Annotated in this window: 21 protein-coding genes and 2 pseudogenes; 4 read left to right on the top strand and 19 right to left on the bottom strand. The window is 61.8% G+C overall.

Annotated features, from left to right (window positions below; all coding sequences use genetic code 11):
- Position 1: 1 nt before the first annotated feature.
- The 13 genes and pseudogenes from AC1RQC_RS33120 to AC1RQC_RS33180 all read right to left on the bottom strand — a co-directional run bounded on the left by AC1RQC_RS33120 (position 2) and on the right by AC1RQC_RS33180 (position 11,163).
- Positions 2-244 carry an MbtH family protein gene (locus AC1RQC_RS33120; RefSeq protein WP_492885818.1) on the bottom strand — a complete coding sequence of 81 codons (243 nt, stop codon included), beginning with the start codon at positions 242-244 and terminating at the stop codon, positions 2-4.
- A gap of 122 nt (positions 245-366) precedes the next feature.
- Positions 367-894 carry a sigma-70 family RNA polymerase sigma factor gene (locus tag AC1RQC_RS33125; RefSeq protein WP_492885820.1) on the bottom strand — a complete coding sequence of 176 codons (528 nt, stop codon included), beginning with the start codon at positions 892-894 and terminating at the stop codon, positions 367-369.
- Positions 895-1,682: 788 nt separating this feature from the next.
- Positions 1,683-2,072 (bottom strand): annotated as a pseudogene (locus tag AC1RQC_RS33130) (Bug family tripartite tricarboxylate transporter substrate binding protein); the annotation flags it as partial.
- Positions 2,073-2,104: 32 nt separating this feature from the next.
- Positions 2,105-2,476: a Bug family tripartite tricarboxylate transporter substrate binding protein gene (locus AC1RQC_RS33135; protein ID WP_492885822.1), complete on the bottom strand. Its 372-nt coding sequence runs from the start codon at positions 2,474-2,476 to the stop codon at positions 2,105-2,107.
- Between the two features lie 146 nt (positions 2,477-2,622).
- On the bottom strand, positions 2,623-3,477 hold the full coding sequence (locus AC1RQC_RS33140) for a 3-oxoadipate:acetyl-CoA acetyltransferase (RefSeq protein WP_492885824.1): 855 nt from the start codon (positions 3,475-3,477) through the stop codon (positions 2,623-2,625).
- Between the two features lie 99 nt (positions 3,478-3,576).
- Positions 3,577-4,470 carry an alpha/beta fold hydrolase gene (locus AC1RQC_RS33145; RefSeq protein ID WP_492809458.1) on the bottom strand — a complete coding sequence of 298 codons (894 nt, stop codon included), beginning with the start codon at positions 4,468-4,470 and terminating at the stop codon, positions 3,577-3,579.
- 37 nt (positions 4,471-4,507) lie between these two features.
- On the bottom strand, positions 4,508-5,302 hold the full coding sequence (locus AC1RQC_RS33150; protein ID WP_492809457.1) for a substrate-binding domain-containing protein: 795 nt from the start codon (positions 5,300-5,302) through the stop codon (positions 4,508-4,510).
- A 36-nt stretch (positions 5,303-5,338) separates the two neighbouring features.
- The gene (locus AC1RQC_RS33155) at positions 5,339-6,280 is read right to left on the bottom strand and encodes an SMP-30/gluconolactonase/LRE family protein (protein WP_492809456.1); all 942 of its coding nucleotides are present in this window, start codon (positions 6,278-6,280) and stop codon (positions 5,339-5,341) included.
- 1 nt (position 6,281) lies between these two features.
- The gene (locus AC1RQC_RS33160) at positions 6,282-7,577 is read right to left on the bottom strand and encodes an MFS transporter (protein WP_492809455.1); all 1,296 of its coding nucleotides are present in this window, start codon (positions 7,575-7,577) and stop codon (positions 6,282-6,284) included.
- A gap of 12 nt (positions 7,578-7,589) precedes the next feature.
- Positions 7,590-8,414: an amidohydrolase family protein gene (locus AC1RQC_RS33165; RefSeq protein ID WP_492809454.1), complete on the bottom strand. Its 825-nt coding sequence runs from the start codon at positions 8,412-8,414 to the stop codon at positions 7,590-7,592.
- A gap of 2 nt (positions 8,415-8,416) precedes the next feature.
- A complete protein-coding gene (locus AC1RQC_RS33170; protein ID WP_492809541.1) occupies positions 8,417-9,241 on the bottom strand; it encodes an SDR family NAD(P)-dependent oxidoreductase in 825 nt (274 codons plus the stop codon).
- Positions 9,242-9,272: 31 nt separating this feature from the next.
- Positions 9,273-9,833, bottom strand: coding sequence for a carboxymuconolactone decarboxylase family protein (locus AC1RQC_RS33175; protein ID WP_492809453.1), 561 nt, complete (start codon positions 9,831-9,833; stop codon positions 9,273-9,275).
- A gap of 19 nt (positions 9,834-9,852) precedes the next feature.
- Entirely contained in the window at positions 9,853-11,163 is a 1,311-nt protein-coding gene (locus AC1RQC_RS33180) for a cation:dicarboxylate symporter family transporter (protein ID WP_492809452.1), read from the bottom strand.
- 357 nt (positions 11,164-11,520) lie between these two features.
- Here AC1RQC_RS33180 and AC1RQC_RS33185 point away from each other — a divergent pair, with 357 nt between their 5' ends.
- Entirely contained in the window at positions 11,521-12,462 is a 942-nt protein-coding gene (locus AC1RQC_RS33185; RefSeq protein ID WP_492809451.1) for a LysR family transcriptional regulator, read from the top strand.
- Between the two features lie 736 nt (positions 12,463-13,198).
- Here the strand turns inward: AC1RQC_RS33185 and AC1RQC_RS33190 are convergent.
- The 3 genes from AC1RQC_RS33190 to AC1RQC_RS33200 are packed head-to-tail and all read right to left on the bottom strand — an operon-like array spanning position 13,199 to position 15,864.
- Complete coding sequence (locus AC1RQC_RS33190; RefSeq protein ID WP_492809450.1) at positions 13,199-14,431, bottom strand: NAD(P)/FAD-dependent oxidoreductase; 1,233 nt, start codon at positions 14,429-14,431, stop codon at positions 13,199-13,201.
- Positions 14,432-14,435: 4 nt separating this feature from the next.
- On the bottom strand, positions 14,436-14,744 hold the full coding sequence (locus AC1RQC_RS33195; protein ID WP_492809449.1) for a non-heme iron oxygenase ferredoxin subunit: 309 nt from the start codon (positions 14,742-14,744) through the stop codon (positions 14,436-14,438).
- Between the two features lie 16 nt (positions 14,745-14,760).
- Positions 14,761-15,864 (bottom strand): fatty acid desaturase family protein, encoded by a 1,104-nt coding sequence (locus tag AC1RQC_RS33200; RefSeq protein ID WP_492809448.1) that lies wholly within the window; start codon positions 15,862-15,864, stop codon positions 14,761-14,763.
- 168 nt (positions 15,865-16,032) lie between these two features.
- On the opposite strand from AC1RQC_RS33200, the gene AC1RQC_RS33205 reads away from it, so the two are divergent.
- The 3 genes and pseudogenes from AC1RQC_RS33205 to AC1RQC_RS33215 form a co-directional block, all read left to right on the top strand.
- On the top strand, positions 16,033-17,094 hold the full coding sequence (locus AC1RQC_RS33205; protein WP_492809447.1) for a LacI family DNA-binding transcriptional regulator: 1,062 nt from the start codon (positions 16,033-16,035) through the stop codon (positions 17,092-17,094).
- A 219-nt stretch (positions 17,095-17,313) separates the two neighbouring features.
- The gene (locus AC1RQC_RS33210; protein ID WP_492809446.1) at positions 17,314-18,348 is read left to right on the top strand and encodes a xylose isomerase; all 1,035 of its coding nucleotides are present in this window, start codon (positions 17,314-17,316) and stop codon (positions 18,346-18,348) included.
- Positions 18,349-18,422: 74 nt separating this feature from the next.
- Positions 18,423-19,112, top strand: a pseudogene (locus tag AC1RQC_RS33215) (aldehyde dehydrogenase family protein); the annotation flags it as partial.
- An 11-nt stretch (positions 19,113-19,123) separates the two neighbouring features.
- On the opposite strand, the gene AC1RQC_RS33220 reads toward AC1RQC_RS33215, so the two are convergent.
- The 3 genes from AC1RQC_RS33220 to AC1RQC_RS33230 form a co-directional block, all read right to left on the bottom strand.
- Positions 19,124-20,017, bottom strand: a complete 894-nt coding sequence (locus tag AC1RQC_RS33220) for a MurR/RpiR family transcriptional regulator (protein ID WP_492809445.1) — start codon at positions 20,015-20,017, stop codon at positions 19,124-19,126.
- Between the two features lie 214 nt (positions 20,018-20,231).
- Positions 20,232-21,404, bottom strand: a complete 1,173-nt coding sequence (locus AC1RQC_RS33225; protein ID WP_492809444.1) for a Gfo/Idh/MocA family protein — start codon at positions 21,402-21,404, stop codon at positions 20,232-20,234.
- 28 nt (positions 21,405-21,432) lie between these two features.
- Complete coding sequence (locus tag AC1RQC_RS33230; RefSeq protein WP_492809443.1) at positions 21,433-22,359, bottom strand: TIM barrel protein; 927 nt, start codon at positions 22,357-22,359, stop codon at positions 21,433-21,435.
- Positions 22,360-22,463: the final 104 nt, after the last annotated feature.

Raw genomic sequence — 22,463 nt, forward strand, 5'->3', positions numbered from 1 at the left:
CTTATTCCACCGCGGCCGCGCGGGCCGGCTGCTGGTCCATCCAGTCGCGCAACGACCTCGGACGCATATCGGTCCAAGCCCGTTCGACATATTCCAGAACGGTTTTCTTGTCTCCCTTGACACCATCGACTGCCGTCCAGCCGCCGGGCACGGCCTTCCAATGAGGCCAGATGGAGTATTGCTCTTCGTGGTTGACGAGGACGATAAAGATCTCATCCTCGCGGTCAAAGCAGCTTGTAGACATGCATAGTCCTCAGGTAATGGGTCCAGAAAAGGTAGGCGGCGGGCGCGGCGTCCTGTGCCTTCCGTGTAGAAGACGGGGCTGGTGCGGATCTGTTTAGTCGTGCCATCCGCTTGCGCTCCAACTCAGCCCGTGGTCTCCAACAGATAGCGGCAGTCCTTCAGCGCAGCGTCGGCCTCCTTGATCATGAAGTTCACCAGGGTCGCGGAGCATCCCAGTTGCTTGCCAATCTCGCGCTGCGTGACGCCGCCCAGCCGGTTCAGCTCGAACGCCTTGCGGGTCCTGGCTGGCAAGTCGTCCAGCACCCGGTCGATCATGTCGAGTACCTGACGCTCGCCCACGACGCATTCGGGCGCGACGCATCCCGGAACATTGAGGAACTCCACATCGTCACAGTAGATGCGATAGGTGGATTCCACGGAAACGTGCCGGTGGTAGTCGAAGGCCACGTTGCGTACCACCTGGCAGCAGTAGCAAAGCGGCTGCCTGACATCCCGGGCCAATACCCGGCCCGCCACCTTCAGGTAGGCGTCTTGCATAACCTCATCAGCCAGATCTGGCGTACGCACGATTTTTTGTGCCACACGCCAGAGATGAGCGCGGTGGGTAATAAAGGTTTCTCCGAGCGAGGACTCGAGTGAACGCAATGGCATGGTGCAGCATCTTCCTGTGAGCAAGACGGATGGCCGAAACCCTGCCTGTCAGCGTGGAACCGCAGCCACGGTGAGGTAGGCAGGTAGCCGGTCACTGGGTTACCGGAGCGATGGGGGACACGTCCGAACGAACAGAGCCCGCCATCCGGCGCTGCCAGCGGTAGGGATACTTGGTAAAGGAGACGGCTGGCCAGACCCGCTGGGATCTATCCAAGTGCAAGTAATCCGCATGCTGCGCCCGGTAGTGAATGAGATGTATTCCCGTTTATGAATGCATGAGGTCCGCGATCTTCATGCTCTTGCTCAGGTAGACGTTTCGGAGAACGAAACTAAGACAGGTGCTCGCGCGAATCTCTTAAAAGAGGCCCTTACGACACATAACGGAGTGCAACGAGCATCCGTGTATCCAATAAACAGTACCGAGCAGGCGCTGCGTGCGCAGTTGGCTGGGTTCCCCGGCAGGCGGCGCGCCGCCGGATCTGCTGGCAGACACCCTGCGTGCGGCCGTGGCAGCGACCGTCGGCGAGGGATTTGGGGAAGGGTTGTGCAACCACTGAAGCACTGGATGTCGAACCGAGGGTCAAAAGTCACGCCGTGCTGGGCCATCTGGATGCGGACCCAGGTGATCGCTTCCGCACGCTAGATTTCGATTGACACGGATTTGGCACGGCGTCGAATCCTGCGTTGTGCCGTCTTCTAAGAGCGCCGGGCTTCCAGGTCGTACCGGAAGATAGCTGTTGTGGAGAACCGCGCCCGCAGGCAGGCCGGTCGCCCTCGTTGCTTAAGTTTTAGTCAAATCCGCCGACGCCATCGGCACTCGCCCCCCGCGCTGCTTGTCCACAGGTGCCGATCGGGCAAGGACGGATCGCCGGCACATCCGGCAGCACCGACACCCGCGTGGACGTGGTTGCCGCTACGGCGCGCAGCTTGCCATCCTTGATGAACTGTAGCACCGCGTTCAGACTGCCCGACATCATGAAATCAATGCGCCCGACCAGCAGGTCCGGCAGCGCGGCAGCATTGCCCTTGTATGACACGTGATTGAACCTGGTCTGCGTCTTGTCGGCAAACACTAGACTGCTCAGTTGGTCGATGATGCCATTGCCAGACGACCCGAAATTGAGCCGACCCGGCCTCTCTCTGAGCAGCTTGACGAAGTCAACCGGTGTCTTGACTGGCGACGCGGGTTGACGACCAGCACAAGCGGGACCTACGCAGCATAGACAACGGGCGCGAAAATCTGCTCCGGATCGAGCCTTGTGTTCTTGAACAGCGCCGGAGAGATCGCGATCGACGAACTGTTATACAGCAGCGTGTAGCCATCCGCCGGAGACTTCGCCACGAACTCAGCGGCAATACTGCCACCAGAGCCTGGCCGGTTATCGACAATAATCTGCTGTCCTAGCCGGGTGCTCATATCGCGCGCGATCACTCGGGCGTTGATGTCAGTCGGCCCTCCCGCCAAAAATGCCACCACCTGCCGAATCGGCTTGTCCGGGAACGTTGCTGCCTGCGCGCCAAGCATCGCGCCAGCAAGCAGGCCCAGCGCCCGGCCGCGCCCGACGCAAAAAATGGGGTTCATCGGTAACTCCACATATCCATGGATCGTCTAGGTCGCAGTGGGTCCAGGATCACTCAGTCGCAGCGTGCCTATTTGCCGCCGCCGACGTTCGCGGGGCAATTGCGGGCGATGATATCGAAGTCCCATCCTGCCCTTCGCCACTTCGCTCAATACAATGCCGCCCGGGCCGCAGTCGCGGGAGACAGGCCCAGTATCGCCCTGGCTTCCGCCACGGTCGCCACCCGGCGGCCGTACTCCTGGCACAGCGCCGCCACCTGGCTCACCAGCGCCGCGTTCGACGGCGCCAGCGTGTGCTTGTCGAGCCGGACGTTGTCCTCCAGCCCGGTGCGGCAGTGTCCGCCCATCTCCAGCGACCAGCGCGCCATCGTGAGCTGGTCGCGGCCGATGCCAGCGCCTGTCCACGTCGCGTCGGGCGCGAGGCGGCGCAAGGTCTGCACGTAGAACACGAGCACCTCGCGGTCCACTGGCATCGCGTTCTTGATCCCCATAACGAACTGGATATGCAGCTCCCCGTGGATCTTGTCGGCCTTCTGCATGGCCACGGCCTGGAAGATCATCGAGAGGTCAAAGGCCTCCACCTCGGGCTTGACGCCGTAGGCCTTCATCTCGGCGGCGAGCCAGTCGACCAGGTCGGGGGGATTGTCGTAGACGCGTGTCGGGAAGTTGACCGAGCCCGTGGCCAGCGAGGCCATATCGGGACGCAGGGAGATCATTCCGCCCCGCTCCCGGCCGGCGCCGGAACGGCCGCCGGTGGAGACCTGGGTGATGATGCCGGGCGCGTATTTCCGGATGCCCTCCAGCACACGGGCAAAGCGGTCAGGGTCGGACGATGGCGTCTCATCGTCGTTGCGCACGTGCAGGTGGACGAGCGTGGCGCCGGCCTCGAACGCAGCCTGGGTGGACTCGATCTGTTCGGTCACCGTGATCGGCACGGCCGGATTGTCTTTCTTGCGCGGCAGCGAGCCGGTGATGGCGACGGAGAGGATGCAAGGATGTGTCATGACGAGGAACTTCAGGAGAACGAAGCAAGTTTGGCTGGTCTGCAGCCGGCTGCGAATTACGCTACCGGGAAGCGCGCCAGCGAGCTTCCCGATTACGGGCTATTGAGGGGTCGAATACACGCGGCGTGCGAAAGCCGCGATCGCATCGGCCATTGCTTTGGGCTGTTCCGGCGCCAAGGCATGTCCGGCGTTCGGAATGACCACCACCGTCACCCGGTCGCCCAGCATTGACTTCAGCACCTGCGAGAAGCGCCGGGGCGCCACCGCGTCATGTTCGGCCTGAAGGTCAAGGATCGGTGCCGTGCCCGCGGCAAAATACTCGTCCACAGGGGTCACATTCCGTGCATGCGATTCGGCTTCGTGCGTTGCCTCATGCCAGCCATCGAGCCACACCCGGGGATCGTTACCGGGCGCAAAGAAGGCTTCGCGCAGGTAGGCCAGACGCTGGGACTCCGGCAGCCGCATATCGCCAGCGCCATCGATGGCTTTACGCATCTCCGCACTGATCGGCTTCTCGGTTGAGCCGGGCGGTACCTTGCCGGCAGAGGCCCCGGCCAGCACTACGCCACGGACGAGTGCGGGGCGGTCCACAGCCAGTTGGCGTGCCGGGAAATTGCCCCATGCGTGTCCGACCACTACCGCCGGCCCGGCGTTTTCGTGCTCGATGACAGCCGCAACGTCAGCAGAGAAATCGTGCACGTTCAGATTTTCCATCGGTCCGCTGCTTTGGCCGATGCCACGCGGCTCGGGACGCAAGACCCGGAAGCCCTCGGCCGCAAGCTGCGCGGCGACCACATCGTAGTCGCGCCCAGAACGACCCAGCGATGGCAAGATGACGATGAGTGGACCCTTCCCTTCCCGCGTCACCTCTATCTGCACGTTGCGGTATTTCACAAGTTCGTGGTCGACCGGGGCGGCGCCGGTCGCCGCGTACGCGGAGAAGGAAAAGGCCGCTGCGACCAGGGCAGCACCGACAAGATTGACGAATTTCATGATTCAGACCTTGGACAAGAGAAACGGCGGATGGCGCTCAGGGGTGGATCGGATCGAGACCACTGCGGAGCAGCGCGGCGGTCACCGATGGCGACCGCAGGTATTCGATAAAGGCCTCCGCAGCCGCACGCTCATTGGCCCGCGCGGCAATTGCAGCGGCCACCACGTTGACCTTCTGGACAGCCGCAGGCAGCGGCCCGACGTACTGAATGCCAGGAATGGCGCGCAGCTCGCTGATCTGCTGAAGACCCAAATCGGCGTCGCCACGCTCCAGGGCATGGCCAACCAGTTCCCGCCCCTTGATCAGCACGCTCTTTCCCTTCATCTGCTCGGCGATGCCGAGCTCATTAAAGAGGGTTCCGGTGATGTACGTTCCACTGGCGCCTTCCGAAAATGCGACCGACTTCGCCGACAGCAGGGCCCGACGCAATTGCTCCACGGTCTGGATCGACGGCTTGTCGAGCCCTGCCCGTACCGCAACGCCAATGCCTGTCGAAGCCAGATCGATGCGTGATCCCGGATCGAACGCGCCGTGCTTGATCTGCTCGTCGAGTGCCGCGGCAATCATGAGGCAGACATCCATCGGCTCTCCATTCCTGATACGTATGGGCAACGCGTCCGGCGAGATGCCGTAGGACGGCCCCCAAGAAATGACCAGATGATGGCCCGTCTTCTGTTCAAAGGCCGGCACGACTTCCTTGAAGGCGGCCGAGAGCGCCCCCGTCGCAAGGACATGGACTTCGGCCCCCTGACTGCCGTGGACCAGTGCGCAAAGGGGGAGCACGCACAGCGCGCGAAGCGCCGCGCGCTGGATGATCCTGAATACTGGCATGACTTGTCTCCCTTGTATGAGGTGTAGGAATTAGGGCTAGGCGGCACCGCGCGTATTGACGTAGAGTGCGTACAGCGACGAGGTCGCCGCCATAAACAGGCGGTTTTGATGTCGACCACCGAAACACAGGTTTGCGCACCGCTCGGGCAAATCGATGTGTCCAAGTGCGATGCCATCGGGCGCGAAGACCCTCACGCCATCGAGCGCGGCGCTTCCGGTCCCCCAGCCGCACCAGAGGTTGCCATCGACATCCACGCGGAAACCGTCCGGCGTACCATCCCCCGCATCGATCAGCACACGCGGACGACGCAATGCCCTGCCATCGATGACATCGAACGCAAGAATGGTGCGGGGCCTGGCCCGCGATGCGACGACATAGAGCGTGCGTTCGTCCGGTGAGAGCGCCAGCCCGTTGGGACCCGGCACATCGTCTGCCACGCAGACCAGCGAGCCATCGCCGGGATCGAGGCGATAGATGCCGGCCGGCAACTGCGGCTCCGCGATTTGCCCCATGTAATCGCTCACAAGTCCAAAGGGCGGGTCGGTGAACCAGACCGCCCCGTCGCTGGCCACGATCACGTCGTTCGGCGAATTGAGCGCCTTGCCCCGGTAAGCACAGGCCAGTACCGTGGTGCTGCCGTCGTACTCGATCCGCGTGACGCGGCGCTCGCCGTGCTCGCAGACGATCAGACGCCCGACGCGATCTCGCGTCAGGCCGTTGGCCTTGCTCGCGGGCGAGCGATAGGCTGCCACCTCGCCAGTGACTTCATCCCAGCGCAGGATGCGGTCATTCGGCAGATCGGTCCAATACACGGCGCGTGCATCTCCGAACCAGACCGGCCCTTCGGCCCAACGCGCTCCGGTCCACAGGCGTTCGACCCGCGCGTGGGCCAGCCGGTAGCGCTCGAATCGCTCATCCAGGATGCGGATAGCCGGATCTGGCGTGCGCAGACTTGGCTGCCAGGAATCGATCGTCATGTCAGGCCTCCTCAATCTGGCGCTTCAGCACAACAGACAGCAGCGTGGCGAGCACGAGCATGGCGCCCATTCCGATCAACCCCGCCTTAAACGAACCGGTGACATCCCTCAGCCAGCCGACCATATAGGGGCCGACCAGACCGCCCAGACTACCCACCGAGTTGATGAATGCGAGGCCACCTGCAGCCGCCTCGCGGTCGAGGAACGTTGCCGGAATGCTGTAGAAGCACGTCCGCACCGACGACAGCCCAACCACCGCCACAGTCAGTCCAAGCATTGCCGGCATCAGCGCATCGGACGCCACGGATGCGAAGAACCCGATCGCCGCCAGCCCGCACGTCAGGATCAGATGCTTCACATAGCGGCGCCGGCGGGCCAGCACCCGTGCCCATGCCAGCATGGCGAGACTGCCGATGGCATAAGGGAGTGCCGTAGCCAGGCCAACCTGGGTATCCGAAAGCTGGTGGCCCTTCAGGATGGTCGGCATCCAGACACCGATCCCAAGAATCCCGATGATGTAACTGAACAGGATCGCGGCCAGCAGCCACACGCGCTTGTCCTTGAGCGACTTTCCGAAGTGGCGCTCAAGCGCCGGCTTCCGATCGCGCTCCAGCGCGGCTGTCAACGAGGCTTTTTCTGCCTCCGAAAGCCACGCTGCGCGCTCAGGTCCATCCGCGAGCATGCGCAGGCACAACAGTCCCATAACGCATGCCGGCAAGCCTTGCAGGATAAAGAGCCATTGCCAGCCGTGGACACCCAACCATCCGTCAAGCTTCAGCATCGACACGGACAGCGGACCGCTGAAGACCGATGACAGCGGAATGGCGGCCAGAAACCACCCCATCATTCGGGTCCGATACTGCGACGGGAACCACAGCGTCAGGTAGAAGATGACCCCGGGAAAGAAGCCAGCTTCACCAATTCCGGCAAGCAAGCGAATCAGAGCATAGCTGGTCGGCCCCACCGCCAGGCTCGTCGCTGCGGCGAACAGACCCCATGTGATCATGATGCGCGCCAGCCATCGGCGTGCGCCGTAGCGATATAGCGCAAGATTGCTTGGGACCTCGAACAGGCAATAGCCAACGTAGAAAATTCCGGCCGCGAAGCCGAACTGCGACGCGCTCAGCCCCAGGTCATGGTTCATCGTCAGCGCTGCGAAGCCGACGTTGGTGCGATCCAGGTAATTGATGAAGTAAGCCACAGCGAGCAGCGGCACCAGCCGCCAGGCAGCCTTCTTGCAAGCGCGCTGCTCGGCAGTATCATGCTCGGGCGTGACGTCAAGTGTTGATGCATGCATGGAACACCTCGGTCAGAAGTACAGGCGCTGGGGGTTATGGATGAGCACCGCCTCCGCAAGCGTCTGGACACCGCACACTTCGCGCACGAAGTCCAGCAGGTCGCCGTCGTCCGGGGTGTCACCCTGGATGTTCGGATGCGGCCAGTCCGTCCCCCAGATCGCGCGCTCGGGCGCGGCATGCAGCAGGCGACGGGCCAGCGGCAGGGCGGCGTTCCACGGTGGAGCAGCCCCCTGCATCAGGCGATCGACACCCGAGAGCTTGATCCAGCGCAGCGGATGCCGCAGGTGTCCCTCGAGCGACCGTACCTTAGCTTCGTCAAGCGGCGCGGTAGCATCCTGCCGGGCCATGTGGTCGATCACCAGCGCCGTATCCAGGTCTTTCCACTCCTCCAGCACAGGCAGGAGCTGGTCGAGTCGCCCGTGCAACAACACGTGCCAGCCCAACGACGCGATCCGCTCGGCGAGCACGCGCAGCCGATCGAGGTCCCGGTCCCCCGGCAGATGCCCCATGAAGTTGAATCGGATGCCCCGCACCCCCCCGTCGTGGAGCGCCCGCAACTCGTCATCCGTCGTGGCATGGTCCAGCAGCGCGATGCCGCGATACCGGCCGCCCGAAATTGCCAGGGCCGCCAGCAACGCACTGTGGTCGTTCCGGTAGCACGCCGCCTGGACCAGCACGCCATGCGTAATCCCGAGCCGTGCATGGACGGCCAGGAGCCGCTCCATCGGCGCCTCGGCCGGCTGGTAGGCCGCATCGCCGGGGAGTGGATGGATCTCCCACGGGCCATAGATATGGGTGTGGCAGTCCCACAGACCGCCGTTCAGTTGCGCCTGCATGGTCAATCGCAGCGCGCAATCATGCCGCCGTCAACCACCACTTCCGTGCCGGTGATGAAGCGTGCCTCATCGGAAGCAAGGAACAGCGCCGCGTTGGCGGTATCGCGGCCATCTCCCATGAAGCCGAGCGGGATGCGTGCCACACGGCTTTCCAGAAGCTTGTCGACATCACCGCCAAAGCGCTGGCCGGCAAGACGCGCCTCAACCATCGGCGTGTGCAACTGACCAGGTACGACAGTGTTGACCCGGATTCCCTTCTTGGCGTATTCCACCGCCACCACCCTGGAAAGATGGATGACCCCGGCCTTGCACGCCGCATAGGCCACTTGGGCCGATCCAGTCCAGCGCAGCCCCGAGGTCGAGGCGGTATTGACGATCGCGCCGCCACCAACACTTTCCATGGCCGGAATCACGTGCTTGCAGGTCAGGTACACGCTCTTCAGGTTGAAAGCGACCTGGGCATCCCACTTCTCTTCCGACAGATCAACCGGCCCGCCCGCCGCGGACCCGCCGACGTTATTCACGAGAATGTCGACACGTCCGTATTGTTCAACGCACGCATCCACCATGGTCTTCACCGCCGTGCTGTCGGTGACATCACATGTGTACGGCGTAACGTCGCCACCTGCGTCGCGCACCCGGCGCAGCGTTTCTTCCATCGCCTCCATGCTCTTGTCCACGGCGAAAACGCGTGCGCCAGCCATGGCGAACAGGACAGCGACAGCCCGGCCGTTGCCCCAGCCGGGCCCGATGCAGCCAGCGCCGGTCACGATTGCCACCTTGCCTTGCAGGCGGCCGGCGGACGAAGAAGTTGTCGAAGGGTTCATGGTATCCACGGTATTCACAGCAGGTTCCTTGTCAGAGAGTCGTTGGCAGTTCAGGCGTCGCACCGGCGGGCGGCGGAACATTGAAGACCTTGATGGTCATCGAGATGAGCGTGTAGTAGCCGGCAACGCCGACCAGGTCGACAACACCGTCCTGCCCGATCGCATCGACGAGCTCGGCGTAGAGGACATCATCCACGGCGCGCTGTGCATGAAGCTGGGCGAGAAACTCGTACACCAGTGCCTCGTCCCGCTGGGCGAACGGTGGCTCGGTGCCATCCCGGATCGCATCGATGACTGCCGGCGCAACGCCCGCCTCCAGGGCAAAGGGCTTGTGCGCGGCCCATTCATATTCGGCGAGCCAATGCCGGCCCATGAACAGGATCGTAAGTTCCGACAGGCGCGGCGGGAGGCTGCTGTCATAGCGACAGTACCGGCCCAACGCCTGGGCGCGGTCAGCCAGTTGCGGGCGATGCAACCAGACAGCGAGTGGTCCACGGACGCCCTTGCGCGGGCCGCTCGCGATGGCGTCGTACACCGTGCGCTGCGCCGCATCGAGAACTTCTGGGTTGAGGGGTGAAATACGTGGCTGCATGACAAGACCTTGGTGAAGTTCAGTTCGCTTTGGGTGCGGCAGTACTCGTTGCCGCGGTCGTATTCATTGATAGAAGAGGAGTTCGGACACGACCACCAGTCTCGCGGGTGAAGGCGTCTGCATCGAACGCCCCTTCCCAGCGCGCGATGGTAAATACAGCCATGGTGTTACCGACAACATTGACTAATGCCGTGGCGACGGCCATGACGCGGTCGATGCCGAACAACAGGCCCAAGCCGGCAAGGGGCAGGGAGTTCACGGATTGAAGCGTCGCAGCCAGCTTGACGAAGGCGCCGCCGGCAACGGTGGTACCGCCCTTGGAGGTCAGGCTCAGGATCGCCAGAAGCCCGAGCTGCTGCCAGAGCGAGAACGGCGTATCGGTCGCTTGCGCGATGAAGCCGATTGCAATCGCCATGTAGATCGACGTGCCATCCAGGTTGAAGCTGTAGCCGGCCGGCAGAACGAACCCCACCACGGCTTCATCGCAACCCGCGCGCTGGAACTTTTCGACCAGCCGCGGGAACGCGACCTCGCTCGAAGCCGTCCCGAAAATCAGGAGCAATTCTTCACGGATCAGCTTGAGGATCGAGAAATAGGGCAAGCCGATCATCCAACTGACCGAGCTCAGCACGCCAAACACGAAGATCAGCGACGCGGCGTAGTACAGCACAATCACCTTGAGCAGATACACGAGCGTCATGCCGCCATAGCTTCCGACTGCCGCCGCCATGGCGCCGAAGGCCCCGAGCGGCGCCAGCTTCATGATGAAGGCAAGCATCCGGAAAAGCACCGACTGGGCCTCGTCAAGGCCGCGGAGCAGCACGGATTCCGACCCCACCGAGAGATTCAGTGCCAAGCCCGCCAGAATGGAGATAATCAGCACCTGGACGATGTCGCCCTTGGCAAAAGCATCCACCAGCGTGTGCGGAATCAACCCCAGGATGTAGTCGATAGCGGAAATTCCACCTGCATTCGCTGTGGCCTTGACGGCATCAACGCTTTCGGCGAGGTTGGTTGCGTGCAGCCCGAGGCCGGGCTGGAATACATTGACCAGCACGAAGCCGAGGACCATTGCCACGGTGCTCAGTACTTCGAAGTACACAAGCGATTTCACGCCCATACGGCCCAGCATGCGCAAGTCACGGACATGGGCGAGACCCTGAACCAGAGTACAGAAAATGATGGGGGCAAGCATCATCTTCAGCAAAGCGATGAAGCCCTGCCCTAATGGCTTCATTGCGATCGCCCACTGAGGAGCAACAAGGCCGAGGATGACTGCACAGACGAGTCCGAACAGCACCTGGACGTGCAGTTTCTTGAAATGCTTCATTTGATTACGTCTCCTGTGCCCGGTGCAGTCTTACCAACCGCGAATGCTCTGCGGCGGTGTCACCGGGCCTTGTACAAAGTCAAAGGGCTCCCCGCTCGCCAAATGGCAAGGCGGAACTCTCGTGCAGCGGCGTTCCAGGAATGCTGGTTGCTCGCCCGGTTACGTCCGGGCAGGCCGCATGGCGGTGGCGGCTAGGGAAGGAATGAGGGTCGCAGGAGTGCGAAGGGCAACATGGATGTCTCCGACTGATCTTTTGAGTACTTCGTATCTGTCGGAAGCATAGATTGCTGCTATTCGCTTGACAAAGACCGTATAAACATACAAAGCTATGCCGTACAGGCATCGCTCATCGTACACATGGATATCCGCGAACTCAGAAGCTTCATACACGTTGCACGCGCCGGCAGCTTCAGTCGGGCCGCGGCCGAGCTTTACATTGCGCAACCAGCACTTAGCCGGCAGATAGCCAAACTGGAAACGGAGATTGGCGTTCCACTGCTTGTTCGCCATGGACGTGGCGCAAGAGTCACTGCCGCGGGATCGCGATTGCTCGAACGAGCGGAAATGATCACGCACATGCTTGCGGAGACCGGTGAGGCCGTTCGCGCCAGCGCCGATGAAGAACGGGGCCATCTGGCTGTGGGCCTACCACCGACTATTGGCCTGCTTGTCGGCGCCGAGTTAACTGAAGAATTCCGCGCCCGATGGCCGCGAGTTTCTCTGCACGTGCGCGAGGGATTGAGCAGTTCGCTGCAGGAATGGGTGCTTGACCGGCGCGTCGACCTGGCGGTGGTCTATAACCAGCCGCCGCTGGACGCATTCGACGTTCGGCCGCTATTCAACGAGCCGATGATTCTGGTTGGGCCACCGGGATCCGGTGCCAGCAAATCGGAGTTGCAAATCCGTGACCTGGCCGACATCCCCCTCATCCTGCCCGGCCTTCCCCACAGCAACCGGCGTCTGGTCGAGCAGGCGGCGATTCAGCACGGGGTGCGCTTGCGCGTGGCGCTCGAAGTGGATAGCGTTGCGCTAACGAAGCGGCTGGTCAAGGCTGGATTGGGGTACTCCATACTGACCTATGTTGCAATCCAGCAAGAGATCGAATCGGGAGAGTTGGTGGCGCACCGTATAGAGCGGCCAGCGATTCGCTCTACGGTCGCGATCACAACCCTGCGTGATCAGCCTCCCTCGCGCTTCGCAGAGGCATGGATGACAATGATGCGCGAGAAGCTACACGACTTCATCGCGAATGCCACCTGGAAATCAGACGTGGCGTGGCTGGACGATGGCGGTTCCTGAACGCGCGCACCGACTCGGAAGAGACGACATGCACAGATACATTGCTGCACCCGAATGACATTTCCAGATCGAGCATATCTGGTGAGCCTTGGTTGTTGGCCACACTCTCCGAACGTCGCAGTCGGCGGATCGCGCCCCAGTCAGCCAAGGCTGGCCGAATGGCCGTTGTAACTCCTGGCCGCACACCGGATGATCTGATCAGTTATCTCGCGCGGCAGCGCCAAAGCGATTGCCCGGAGGGAATCTGAACGCGGGCTTCGACGACCTGACGTCTGCCCCCTCTCCTGAAACCTAGGCCCAGGCACCAGAGAGGGAAGTCTCGCGCTTCACGCAGATCAAGCATCGAACGAAACCAGCGATTCGACTGCCCCACAGTCCCCCAAAAAAGGCACGTTCGTGCTGACATTTGAACCTAACTGGCGCGACAATTCAAGCCAACCTTGACATTTTCTGTCAGGGATAAATATTAACGTCGTACTTGAGCCAAATAGAAAAGTCGTACCCGTAGGCTAACGCGAGCGTGCTGGCGCTCTATCCGTTTGGATTGGAGCGCCAGCCATGCCGAAGCCCGAGATGGTCACCATGTCGATGCGCGAACTGGACCGGTTCAAGGTGATTCAGGCCCGCGCGCCGCAGCGTTTCGGGTCAGGCCGTCATATAGGGGAAAGTGTCACTACCCCAAGATCGCTAGTCCCTATGACGGCCATTCGAAATCGTCTACCATACTCTACCTCGTTTACAACAGACTTTTGAGCCTCACGCTTTCATCACTCAGCCGCTCAGGCGCAACCGCCGTGCCGCGATCGACCAGCATTCGTGCAAGCTTCATATCTTTCGCGAGACTGTTAACGGGACCGAAGCCACTCGCGCCCACAAGCGTGGCATTCGCATCAAAGTAAAAGTGGATTTCCGCATGGCAGGCCAGCGTCCGCGTGACCGATCGAGCAGCCAGTGCCGGCTCGCCGGTCACCTGCAGTTGATGATCATACTGATCGGACCAGAACCATGGCAATTCGCGATAGGCGTCCCGCCCGCCCAGCATGTTGCGTGCCGCCACGCGTGCCTGCGTCTCGGCGTTGTGCCAGGTCTCCTGCCGAATGTGTTGAGATGAAAAGCGGCTCGGAAACACCGCGACGTCCCCCGCCGCGAATATCCCGGGTACTGAAGTTTCGAGTTCCGAATCAACGACGATCCCGCGGTCGACTTCGATTCCAGACGTACGTGCGAGCTCGTCGGCCGGATCGATACCGATTCCGACGACGATCGTATCAGCTCGTGCGACGTCGCCGTTCTCGAGAAGTACGGCGAGTGTGCTGTCCGGCAGCCGCTCAATCGCGCGCAGCGAAACTCCCGTCTCGATACGCACGCCGTTGCGCTCATGAAGTGCGTGCACGCGCGCCGCTACCGACGGCGGAACGACTCTCGCGAGCAGCCGTGGCCCGCCTTCGACGATGGACACGTCGCAACCGCGCGATCGCGCCGACGCCGCAACTTCGAGTCCGATAAATCCGCCTCCGATCACGACTATTCGCGCGCCCGGAACGAAGCGCGGCGCGAGCGAGATCGCATCGTCGATCGTACGAAGCGTAAAGACGCAATCATCGGCCGCACCGGGGACGGATAGGCGTCGTGCACTGCCGCCCGTCGCGAGCAGCAGCGATTCGTATCCGATCGCCCTGCCGTCATGCAAATGCACAACGCGCTCGTCCGTATCAATCTCTTGCGCCATCGCAACAACATGCTCGACATTGGCGTCACGCCATGCTTCTTGCGATTGCAGTTGACATTGCGCAGCACTCTGCTCGCCCGTCAGCAACCCCTTGGACAACGGTGGCCGCTCGTACGGCAGATGCGATTCCGCGCCGATCAGCACGATCCCACCCTGCCAGCCATATTCTCGCAGCGCCTGCGCGGCGCGTCCGCCGACATGCCCCGCCCCGACGATCGCCATCACACGTTCGGATGCCATTGCGTCAGACCTCGATCAGAATTCGACCGCCCTCGACTTTCGTCGGATAGGTCCTGAGTTTCTCGCAGACCGGCGCGCCGAGCGGCCGGCCGTCGCGCACATCGAAGCGTCCGTTGTGTTTTGGGCATTCGATTACGTGTCCGATCACGAGTCCGTCGCCCAGATGAACGTGCTCGTGCGTGCACATCCCGTCGCTCGCATAGACCTCGCCGTCGACCCGGTAGATCGCGTAGGTCCGCTCCGCGTGATCGAAGCGCATTACGTCTTCTTCGTCGATATCGTCCAATGCGATTGCGTCAATCCATTGACTCATGTTGCGTCTCCCTGGTTCATGTCGTTCGTTCGGTCGGCCGGAGATCGACCGCCTCGGGTATCGGTCGCGCAATCCGATATGAAGGATCGCGCGTCTGCCGCACGAGCGCTGGAATGATCTCGGCGTAGGCGGCAAGACTGCTCGGGTACGGCGGCGGCATATCCGCCCTCACGGTTTCATGCAGTTTCGGCAGCGCGTGAAACGGCACCATCGGAAACATGTGATGCTCGACGTGATAGTTCATGTTCCAATAGAGAAACCGGAACACCGGATTCATCATCACCGTGCGACAGTTCTCGCGATGATCCAGCACGTTCTCCGGCAAGCCCGCATGCTGCGTCAGGCCGAAGTACACGTACAGCCATGCACCGTAGAGGCTCGGCAAGCCGATATAGAGCAGCGGCAGAATCGACTGAAAATACATGCATGCGCCGATCACCACCCCATAAACGGCGAGGGAGATCCGGGCCTCGCGGAAAATCTTCGGCCATTCCGATTGCGGAATGTACGTCTTCTCGTCATCGCTAATGCGGCCCAACGTCGCCGACGCCATCTTGCGAAACTCGCCCGCGACATGCTTCAGCGCGATGACGCTCAGCGCGAGGCTCATCCAGTCGGTCGGCTTCTGCGCGCCAATTTCCGGGTCCCGGCCGACGATCAGCGTATCCGTGTGGTGGCGCGCATGACTCCAGCGCCAAACGGTCGCGCGCCGGAAGATCTGAAACGACGCGAGCTGATACAGTACGTCGTTCATCCAGCGCGTTCTGAACGCGGTTCCGTGTCCCGTCTCGTGCCAGCGCGAATCCGCCGGGCTGCAGTAAAGCGTGCCATACAGCAGGAATGCGGGAATCGCCCAGAGCGAATGGCGGTCCCACGCAAGCCACGCGAGCGCGCCGCTCGCGACGATCGCCGCATACCAAATCAGCGTGTCGCGAATTGCGAGCGCGTCATTTCGCTGCATCATCTGCTTCATGACCGGACGCGGCACCGGGCACTTGTACCAGTTCGCGTTTACGAGGCCTTCCGCTCGCGCAAACTCGCCTGCGCCACCGATGAGGCGATAGGCCTGACGTTGCGCGGCGGCCGATCCCGCAAAGGGGTGGACATTGCTGTCTGACACTTATGTCTCCTTGATTGAACTGAAGCGCCTCGAATGCAAGGCGTCGCGTGTGATCAGAATAAGCACCGGCCAGATCTCGCTCAACATTTATCTTGACGAAATTTCGTCATCTCTTTAGCGTGTCATTCTGAACACAATACGCGTCGAAGCGAAAGAACTGGAGGAGACATGGCCGGAGAGACGGCGCCCCGGTGGCGCAAGCGAACCGCGCGCTTCGCGGAAATCGCCGAATTAGCCGGCGTCAGCACAACGACGGTCGACCGAGTGTTGAACGAACGCGGTAGCGTATCGGCGCAAGCGCGCGAGCGCGTCGTCGTCGCGGCCCGGCAACTCGGCGTGCCGCGGATGCTGCCTGACACGCGGCACGGGCTAGTACACGTCGACGTGCTGCTGCCGGACACAGACGCGTTCTTCTTCAAGCGGCTGCAGCAAGCGCTGCAGCGCTCGCTGCAAATGCTCGACCGGCGCGTGGTCGTGCATCGGACGATCCTGCCGGCGGGCGACGACAGCCGGATCGCTGCGCTTATCGAGCGGCCCGCGTACCGGCGCGCGGCGATGATCGTCACGGCGCGCGACACCGCGCGCGTGCGCGATGCGCTGGCGCGCGCAATCGCGCGCGGCGAGACCGTCGTCACGATGGTCACCGACATCGGCGGCATCGCGCGCGTGCACTACGCGGGCATCGACAACTATCGCGCCGGCCATACAGCCGGCTACTACATCGGCCGCCTGCTGCACCGGCCCGGCCGGGTGCTGCTGCTGGGCGGGCAGATGGACTATCGGGCACACATGGACCGGATCGCCGGCTGCCGCGACCAGCTGACGCGGGCGTTTTCTGATCTCGTGCACGACGATCCGATTGAAACGCACGACCAGGACGATCGCTGCTACCGGGCCGTGACGAAAGCCCTGCAGAGGCACGACGATGTGGTCGGAATCTACAATAGCGGCGGGGGCTCGGTCGGTATCGAGTCGGCTCTGCGCAACTCAGGCGTGCTCGGCCGCGTCGTCTGGGTCGGGCACGAGATGCTCGACCTGCATCGCACCTACATAGAGGCGGGAGCGATGGACATCGCGATCGATCAGGACCCGGATGGACAGGTGATCTCCGCGTTGCAGCATTTGCTGCATGCCTGCGGCGTGGTCGAGGAGCCGCCACCGGACAACCCAGTCGAGTTTCGGGTGTTCTGCTCGGCGAACGTGCGAACCAGCCCTTACCTGCAAACCTGAGCCGCGCGTCCGCGTCTCATGCAGGCCGCTGCACGCATCAGGCGAAGCGGCCTGCCAAACGTAGCGACGCGTCCACACCGACGCCGCGATCCGGTGTCGCTCCCCGCTGCCGAAAAGTCGATCTTTATCTTGCCGATTTTTCGCCAACGCCACGCGTGCAGAGCATCGTCCGAGTCCGTACATTTGACAGCCATCCACGGCAACAACGGAAGGGAGACGATGGCTGAACCGATTCTCATTGGCGTGAACATTGACGGCGTGCTCGAGCACGATGGCTTGCCGTCGCCGACCGCCGCGGAACGCTTCCGGATGATCGCCGACGCCGGCGCATTCGACTACGTCGAGAAGAACCCGATGCCCGGCGAGGACCTGACGCCCTATTTTTCGCTGGTCGAACGCCACGCGCTGCCAATTCGCACGATCGGCGGCATCTGGCGCGCTGGCCTCGACGAAGCGCACGTCGTAGAGATCATCGACGCGGGCGCCCGCTTTGGCAGTAAAGTGCTGAACTGCCAGTTGCACGCGACCCACGCGGACGGACACCCACTGTCGGACGACGAAGTCGCGTCTTTCTATCTTCGCGCCTGCGAGCACGGCGAGCCAGTCGGCTGCCTGCCGTGCCTCGAAGTGCACGTCGACATGTGGAGCGAGGACTTCACCCGCGTTGCGCGGGTCGCGAGACGGGTCGAGCAGGCCGGCGCGACGTTTCGGATCACGCTCGATCATTCACACCTGCTGTTCAAGATCGGCAATCTCGCCGAGCTCGACGCATCGGGCATTCGCGAGCAAGTCCGGACCGGGCAGCTAGTGCTGGACCCGGCATCGCCCGCGGCTATATACGCCGACTGGATCGAGCGCGGCTGGGTGCATCACGCCCACGCGCGCAGCGTGATGCCGAACAATCCCGCGAATCGCCGGATGAATCGTCCCGACGGACGGCCCGGACGAGGCATCCAGTATCCGTTCCTCGAGCCCGCGCCCGGCGCCTACCACGACACATGGTGCGCAGCGAATCTCGAGACATGGAAGGACGCACTGCGCCAGTTGCTGCAATGGCAGGTGTTAGCGCGACCGACGCGACTCGAGCAGATAAGTTGCGAATTCATCCCGTTTCCCGACTATGGTGGAGGCGCACGCTATTCGATCTTCGACAACAACGTCGCTTGCGCACGATGGCTACGCGATACCTGGTTCGACTTGATGGCAAGACAAGCCGGTCCGTCGCGCGAAGACGCCGTGAACGCCAGTTTCTGATTCGATATTCGAAAAAGCCCCCTCCAGGACATGACGATGACTCATGCATTCGAATTTTGCCTGAACAGGTTGAGTTCCCGGTCGCGATCGCCGCAGGCAACACCTTCGTGCCCAAGCCAGGCGAATGCGATCCGCCGGCCACTCTGTCCATCGCAGATCTACTGACTCAGGCGGCTCCGCCTGCCAGGACGTTCAGCGTCCTGCGGTCGACTCCACGCCGATCGCATTCTGTGTTCAAGAACGCGGCGTTCAGCACGATAAGCGCGTGCAGGCGCTCGGCGAGGCGAAGAATCACCTCATCGGTGCCACCTACGGTTCAGCTGGCGAACGATGACGGGCTACTTCATCGGTGGAACGCTGTTCGACCACGTTACGCCCGACGCTTGCATCTGCATAAGGAAGAGAATTTCGGCCCGCTGCTCGCCTGCGTGCGCGTGAGGGACTTGTCCGAAGCGGTGACGCCGATCAGCGTGCACGAATTCGGCAACAGCGTATCGTTGTTCACCATCGCTCGCGAATCCTGGCGCCGCGTCCAGATCGGTATCAATGCGTTCCGATTCCGATGGCGTGGCATAGCTTCGGCGACTGGAAGAAGAGCCTCTTCGTCGACATGAATGCATGTGACGAGGAAGGCGTGCGGTTCTATAGACAGCGGAAGTCAATCATGCAGCGCCGATCGGCGAGCAAAGAGGGCCGAATTTGCGATGCCGACCACCTGGATATCGCCCGCCGATGCCCGTCGCCATGCACATTCATTCGCATAGCGGCGGGCATTTTAGATTGTTTCTTCAGTGCCGCGCGTGCCGGCAGGCGTCGTGGTCGGTCGATATGAAAGCTCGAGCCGATAAGCGAGCGCGACGAAAAGGCTCTGCGCGAGCCCCATCGTCGCCGTTAGTGCCCGGAAACCGAAAGTCGCGCTGTCCTGTACCAGCAGCGTCGCCTCGGCTTCGCGAGCCAATGGACTCATACGACTGTCGGTAATGGCGATCAGCCGTGCGCCTCGTTGCGTCGCGTGTTGTGCGACCTGTGTCGTCTCTTCCGCATAAGGCACGAAGGAAATCGCAATCAGCACGTCTCCCTTGCATACTGATCGGGTTTGCCCCTGCTGCATGCTCCCGAGCGCACTGAAGAGGCCAATGCGCTTGTCAGTGTGCTGTAGCGCATAGTCGAGATAGACGGCGATCGGAAAGGATCGCCTCGATCCGGCAATCCAAATCGCTTGCGTTTCCGCCAGCATATGAACAGCGTGCGCAAACGCATTCTGATCCAGCGTCTGGCGCAATTGCTGCATGCCGGCAATGCTGCCGTTGAAAAATTCGTCGGCGATCTGCTCGGGTTGGAGGCTGGAAGAGCCAGACTCGATCATATCGCGAAGCCGGAGGTTGTAGGCTCGCCCCGGCGCGATCTGTTCCGCCAGTCCGTCACGGAACAAACGTTGCATCTCGGAAAAACCCGAGAAGCCGAAATGCTGCGCGAAGCGCACGATCGCGGACGGCTGCGCGCCACACTCGTCAGCCAGAGACTGGATGCCTTCGAGGCCTAGGTGGTCGCGGTGTGTCTCGACATAATGAGCAATTGATTTAAGTCGCTTGCTCAGACCGTCGTATTCTCGTGTGATGCACTGCAGGAATTCGTCGACGGTTGCAGGTGGGTTCTGGAATGGGCTCATTTGAGGCGAGAAAGTAGCGATCCCGAATTCGTGACTCCATTGGTCAGGGCTCGACCGAAAAATTTCCATCAAATAGTGAAAAACGCCCCCATGATGCCACGAAGACCAGTGCGTCAACCAGGTCGCCCCTGGGTACGCGTCTACGCCGGCTCGGAGCATGGACAGTTCGCCCTTGTTCCGAGCCGGCGTGGGCCGGAAATCACCGGCCACGCGGTCAACGGTAGTCGACCCAAACGCCGCCAGCATCGGCTGAGCGCACACAGTTCTCCACCCAGCGCACGCCCTCCACCCCTGCGTGGACGTCCGGATAACGGATACTGCGCAACGCTTCCTCGTCCTGACGATCGGCGGCATCCATCGCGAGCGCAAACCTGTAGTACAGGTTCGACCATGCCTCGAACAATCCTTCGGGGTGCCCGGCGCCGATACGGTCGTCGTGCACTGCCTTCGGATGCAGATAGCCCATCCCGCGCTCGAGAATCTGCACAGGCTGTCCTTGAATTTCGTAACGCATCTGGTTCGGTTGCTCGTCCCACCATTCGAGGCTTGCCTTCGATCCGATCACGCGAACCTTTTGTCCATGCATCGAACCTGCGTTCACTGCTGACGACCACACGTAGCCGATCGCGCCGCCGCGGTATTCCATTATCGTAAACGCATTGTCCTCAAGTGGCGCGCGGCTCTTGACGAAACTCTGCCGCGAACACAGGAGCCGCTCGATCTTCAGATCGGGCAGCATCACTTCCGCGATGTATAGCGGATGCGTTCCGATATCGCCGAGAACATAGCTCGGGCCGGCAAATTTCGGATCCACGCGCCAACGGGTGGCCGGATTGGCCATTTCAACCGCTTCGCTATGGAAACCGTGAGCGAACTGCATCTGTACGATGCGGATCTCGCCGAGGTCACCGCGCGCGATCATCTCGCGCGCCTGCTCGATCATCTGATGTCCGGAATAGCCGTACGTTACGCCGACGATCTTGTTTGTTTCACGCGCAAACTGCAGCAGTTCCTCCGCCTCGGCGACTGTGAAGCAAAGCGGCTTCTCGCAGACCACGTGCAGCCCGGCATTCAGCGCCGCCTTGCAGATTTCAAAATGTGTGTTGTTCGGCGTTGCGATTGACACCGCGCGAATGCCGTCCGGACGGCTTGCTTCTGCCTCGAACATCGTCTTGTGGTCCGCGTAGCAGCGTTCTACGTTCACCCCCAATCGCTGGCCGAAGTTCCTGCCGCGATCCGGATCGATGTCGAATGCACCCGCGACGAGCTGAAAGCTGCCGTCGCGCAATGCGGCCGATCGATGGATGTAACCTATCTGGCTGCCCAGCCCGCCACCGACCATCCCCCAAGGAATGGATTTTCCAAGCAAAATTTGTCCGTCGATCATGGTTCTAGCGCTCCTTCATTGTGCTTGTTTAGGCGAAGCCCACCGATGCGAGGAATTCGCGACTGGCCGCTACGTCGCGCAGGCTGGTGCCGGCGTTGCGGGGATCGCGCTCCTGCTCGATCGTGATATAGCCGGAGTAGCCTAGATCATCCAGCGTCTGTTTGATCTTCGGATAGTCGAGCACGCCCTTGCCGATCGGGCACATTACGCCGCGCGCGCAGGCCGCGAAAAAGGCAATGTGTTCTCCCATCACCTGTTCGTACGTTGCGAGATCGATATCCTTGAAGTGGACGTAGTCGAGGCGGTCCGCGTGCCGGCACAGCCACGTCGTCGGATCCATGCCCGAGTAGTAGAGATGGCCAGTGTCCAGGCACAGGCCCGCGATATCCGATGGAATGTCGGCGACGATGCGATCGATTTCGTCCGCAAACTCGATGTAGCCGCCTGCATGTGGATGAATCACCGCGCGCACGCCAAATTCGTCTCGCGCAATCTCGGCGATCTTCCGGATATGATCGACCATGCCAGCCCATTGGGAGGCTGACAGCCGGGGCGCACGATCCGAATGGCCGGCCGCGTAGTCGCGCTCCGCGTGCCCCCAGTCCATCACCACCAGATAAGGCGCCGGGAAACGCTGGCCGGGCTGCGTTGGCAGCTGCGGCAGTTGTTTGATCAGCGCACAAATCTCGCGCGTTTGGCGCAGCAGGCTAGACAGGTTCTCCGGCGACACGAGATCGTCAAAGATCGTCCCGGCAGTGATACTCAGGTGCCGCCGATCAAGTTCGCCACGCACGAGATCGAGCTCCAGAGGAATGTACCCGTAAGGGCCGAGCTCGATACCTGAGTAGCCTGCTTCCGACGCCTCGGCTAACACGTGCCGCCACGACGGAAGGTGCGGATTCCTCACATCGTCCACGCCCCAGCAGCAAGGCGCACAACCAATCTTCATCGTCATATCAGTAGAAAATAGAGTCCGGGTTCCGGACAGATTGAAAGAAATATCGGTGAACTCGGGGATCGATCAATGGCGCAACGCAATGGTCAAGCGTGATAGAACTC

It is taken from the genome of Cupriavidus sp. GW822-FHT03E04 (genome assembly GCF_058801495.1).

Coding starts and splice junctions, on each gene's coding strand:
- AC1RQC_RS33120 (WP_492885818.1), bottom strand. CDS start 244: ATGTCTACAAGCTGCTTTGACCGCGAGGATGAGATCTTTATCGTCCTC.
- AC1RQC_RS33125 (WP_492885820.1), bottom strand. CDS start 894: ATGCCATTGCGTTCACTCGAGTCCTCGCTCGGAGAAACCTTTATTACC.
- AC1RQC_RS33135 (WP_492885822.1), bottom strand. CDS start 2,476: ATGAACCCCATTTTTTGCGTCGGGCGCGGCCGGGCGCTGGGCCTGCTT.
- AC1RQC_RS33140 (WP_492885824.1), bottom strand. CDS start 3,477: ATGACACATCCTTGCATCCTCTCCGTCGCCATCACCGGCTCGCTGCCG.
- AC1RQC_RS33145 (WP_492809458.1), bottom strand. CDS start 4,470: ATGAAATTCGTCAATCTTGTCGGTGCTGCCCTGGTCGCAGCGGCCTTT.
- AC1RQC_RS33150 (WP_492809457.1), bottom strand. CDS start 5,302: ATGCCAGTATTCAGGATCATCCAGCGCGCGGCGCTTCGCGCGCTGTGC.
- AC1RQC_RS33155 (WP_492809456.1), bottom strand. CDS start 6,280: ATGACGATCGATTCCTGGCAGCCAAGTCTGCGCACGCCAGATCCGGCT.
- AC1RQC_RS33160 (WP_492809455.1), bottom strand. CDS start 7,577: ATGCATGCATCAACACTTGACGTCACGCCCGAGCATGATACTGCCGAG.
- AC1RQC_RS33165 (WP_492809454.1), bottom strand. CDS start 8,414: ATGCAGGCGCAACTGAACGGCGGTCTGTGGGACTGCCACACCCATATC.
- AC1RQC_RS33170 (WP_492809541.1), bottom strand. CDS start 9,241: ATGAACCCTTCGACAACTTCTTCGTCCGCCGGCCGCCTGCAAGGCAAG.
- AC1RQC_RS33175 (WP_492809453.1), bottom strand. CDS start 9,833: ATGCAGCCACGTATTTCACCCCTCAACCCAGAAGTTCTCGATGCGGCG.
- AC1RQC_RS33180 (WP_492809452.1), bottom strand. CDS start 11,163: ATGAAGCATTTCAAGAAACTGCACGTCCAGGTGCTGTTCGGACTCGTC.
- AC1RQC_RS33185 (WP_492809451.1), top strand. CDS start 11,521: ATGGATATCCGCGAACTCAGAAGCTTCATACACGTTGCACGCGCCGGC.
- AC1RQC_RS33190 (WP_492809450.1), bottom strand. CDS start 14,431: ATGGCATCCGAACGTGTGATGGCGATCGTCGGGGCGGGGCATGTCGGC.
- AC1RQC_RS33195 (WP_492809449.1), bottom strand. CDS start 14,744: ATGAGTCAATGGATTGACGCAATCGCATTGGACGATATCGACGAAGAA.
- AC1RQC_RS33205 (WP_492809447.1), top strand. CDS start 16,033: ATGGCCGGAGAGACGGCGCCCCGGTGGCGCAAGCGAACCGCGCGCTTC.
- AC1RQC_RS33210 (WP_492809446.1), top strand. CDS start 17,314: ATGGCTGAACCGATTCTCATTGGCGTGAACATTGACGGCGTGCTCGAG.
- AC1RQC_RS33220 (WP_492809445.1), bottom strand. CDS start 20,017: ATGAGCCCATTCCAGAACCCACCTGCAACCGTCGACGAATTCCTGCAG.
- AC1RQC_RS33225 (WP_492809444.1), bottom strand. CDS start 21,404: ATGATCGACGGACAAATTTTGCTTGGAAAATCCATTCCTTGGGGGATG.
- AC1RQC_RS33230 (WP_492809443.1), bottom strand. CDS start 22,359: ATGACGATGAAGATTGGTTGTGCGCCTTGCTGCTGGGGCGTGGACGAT.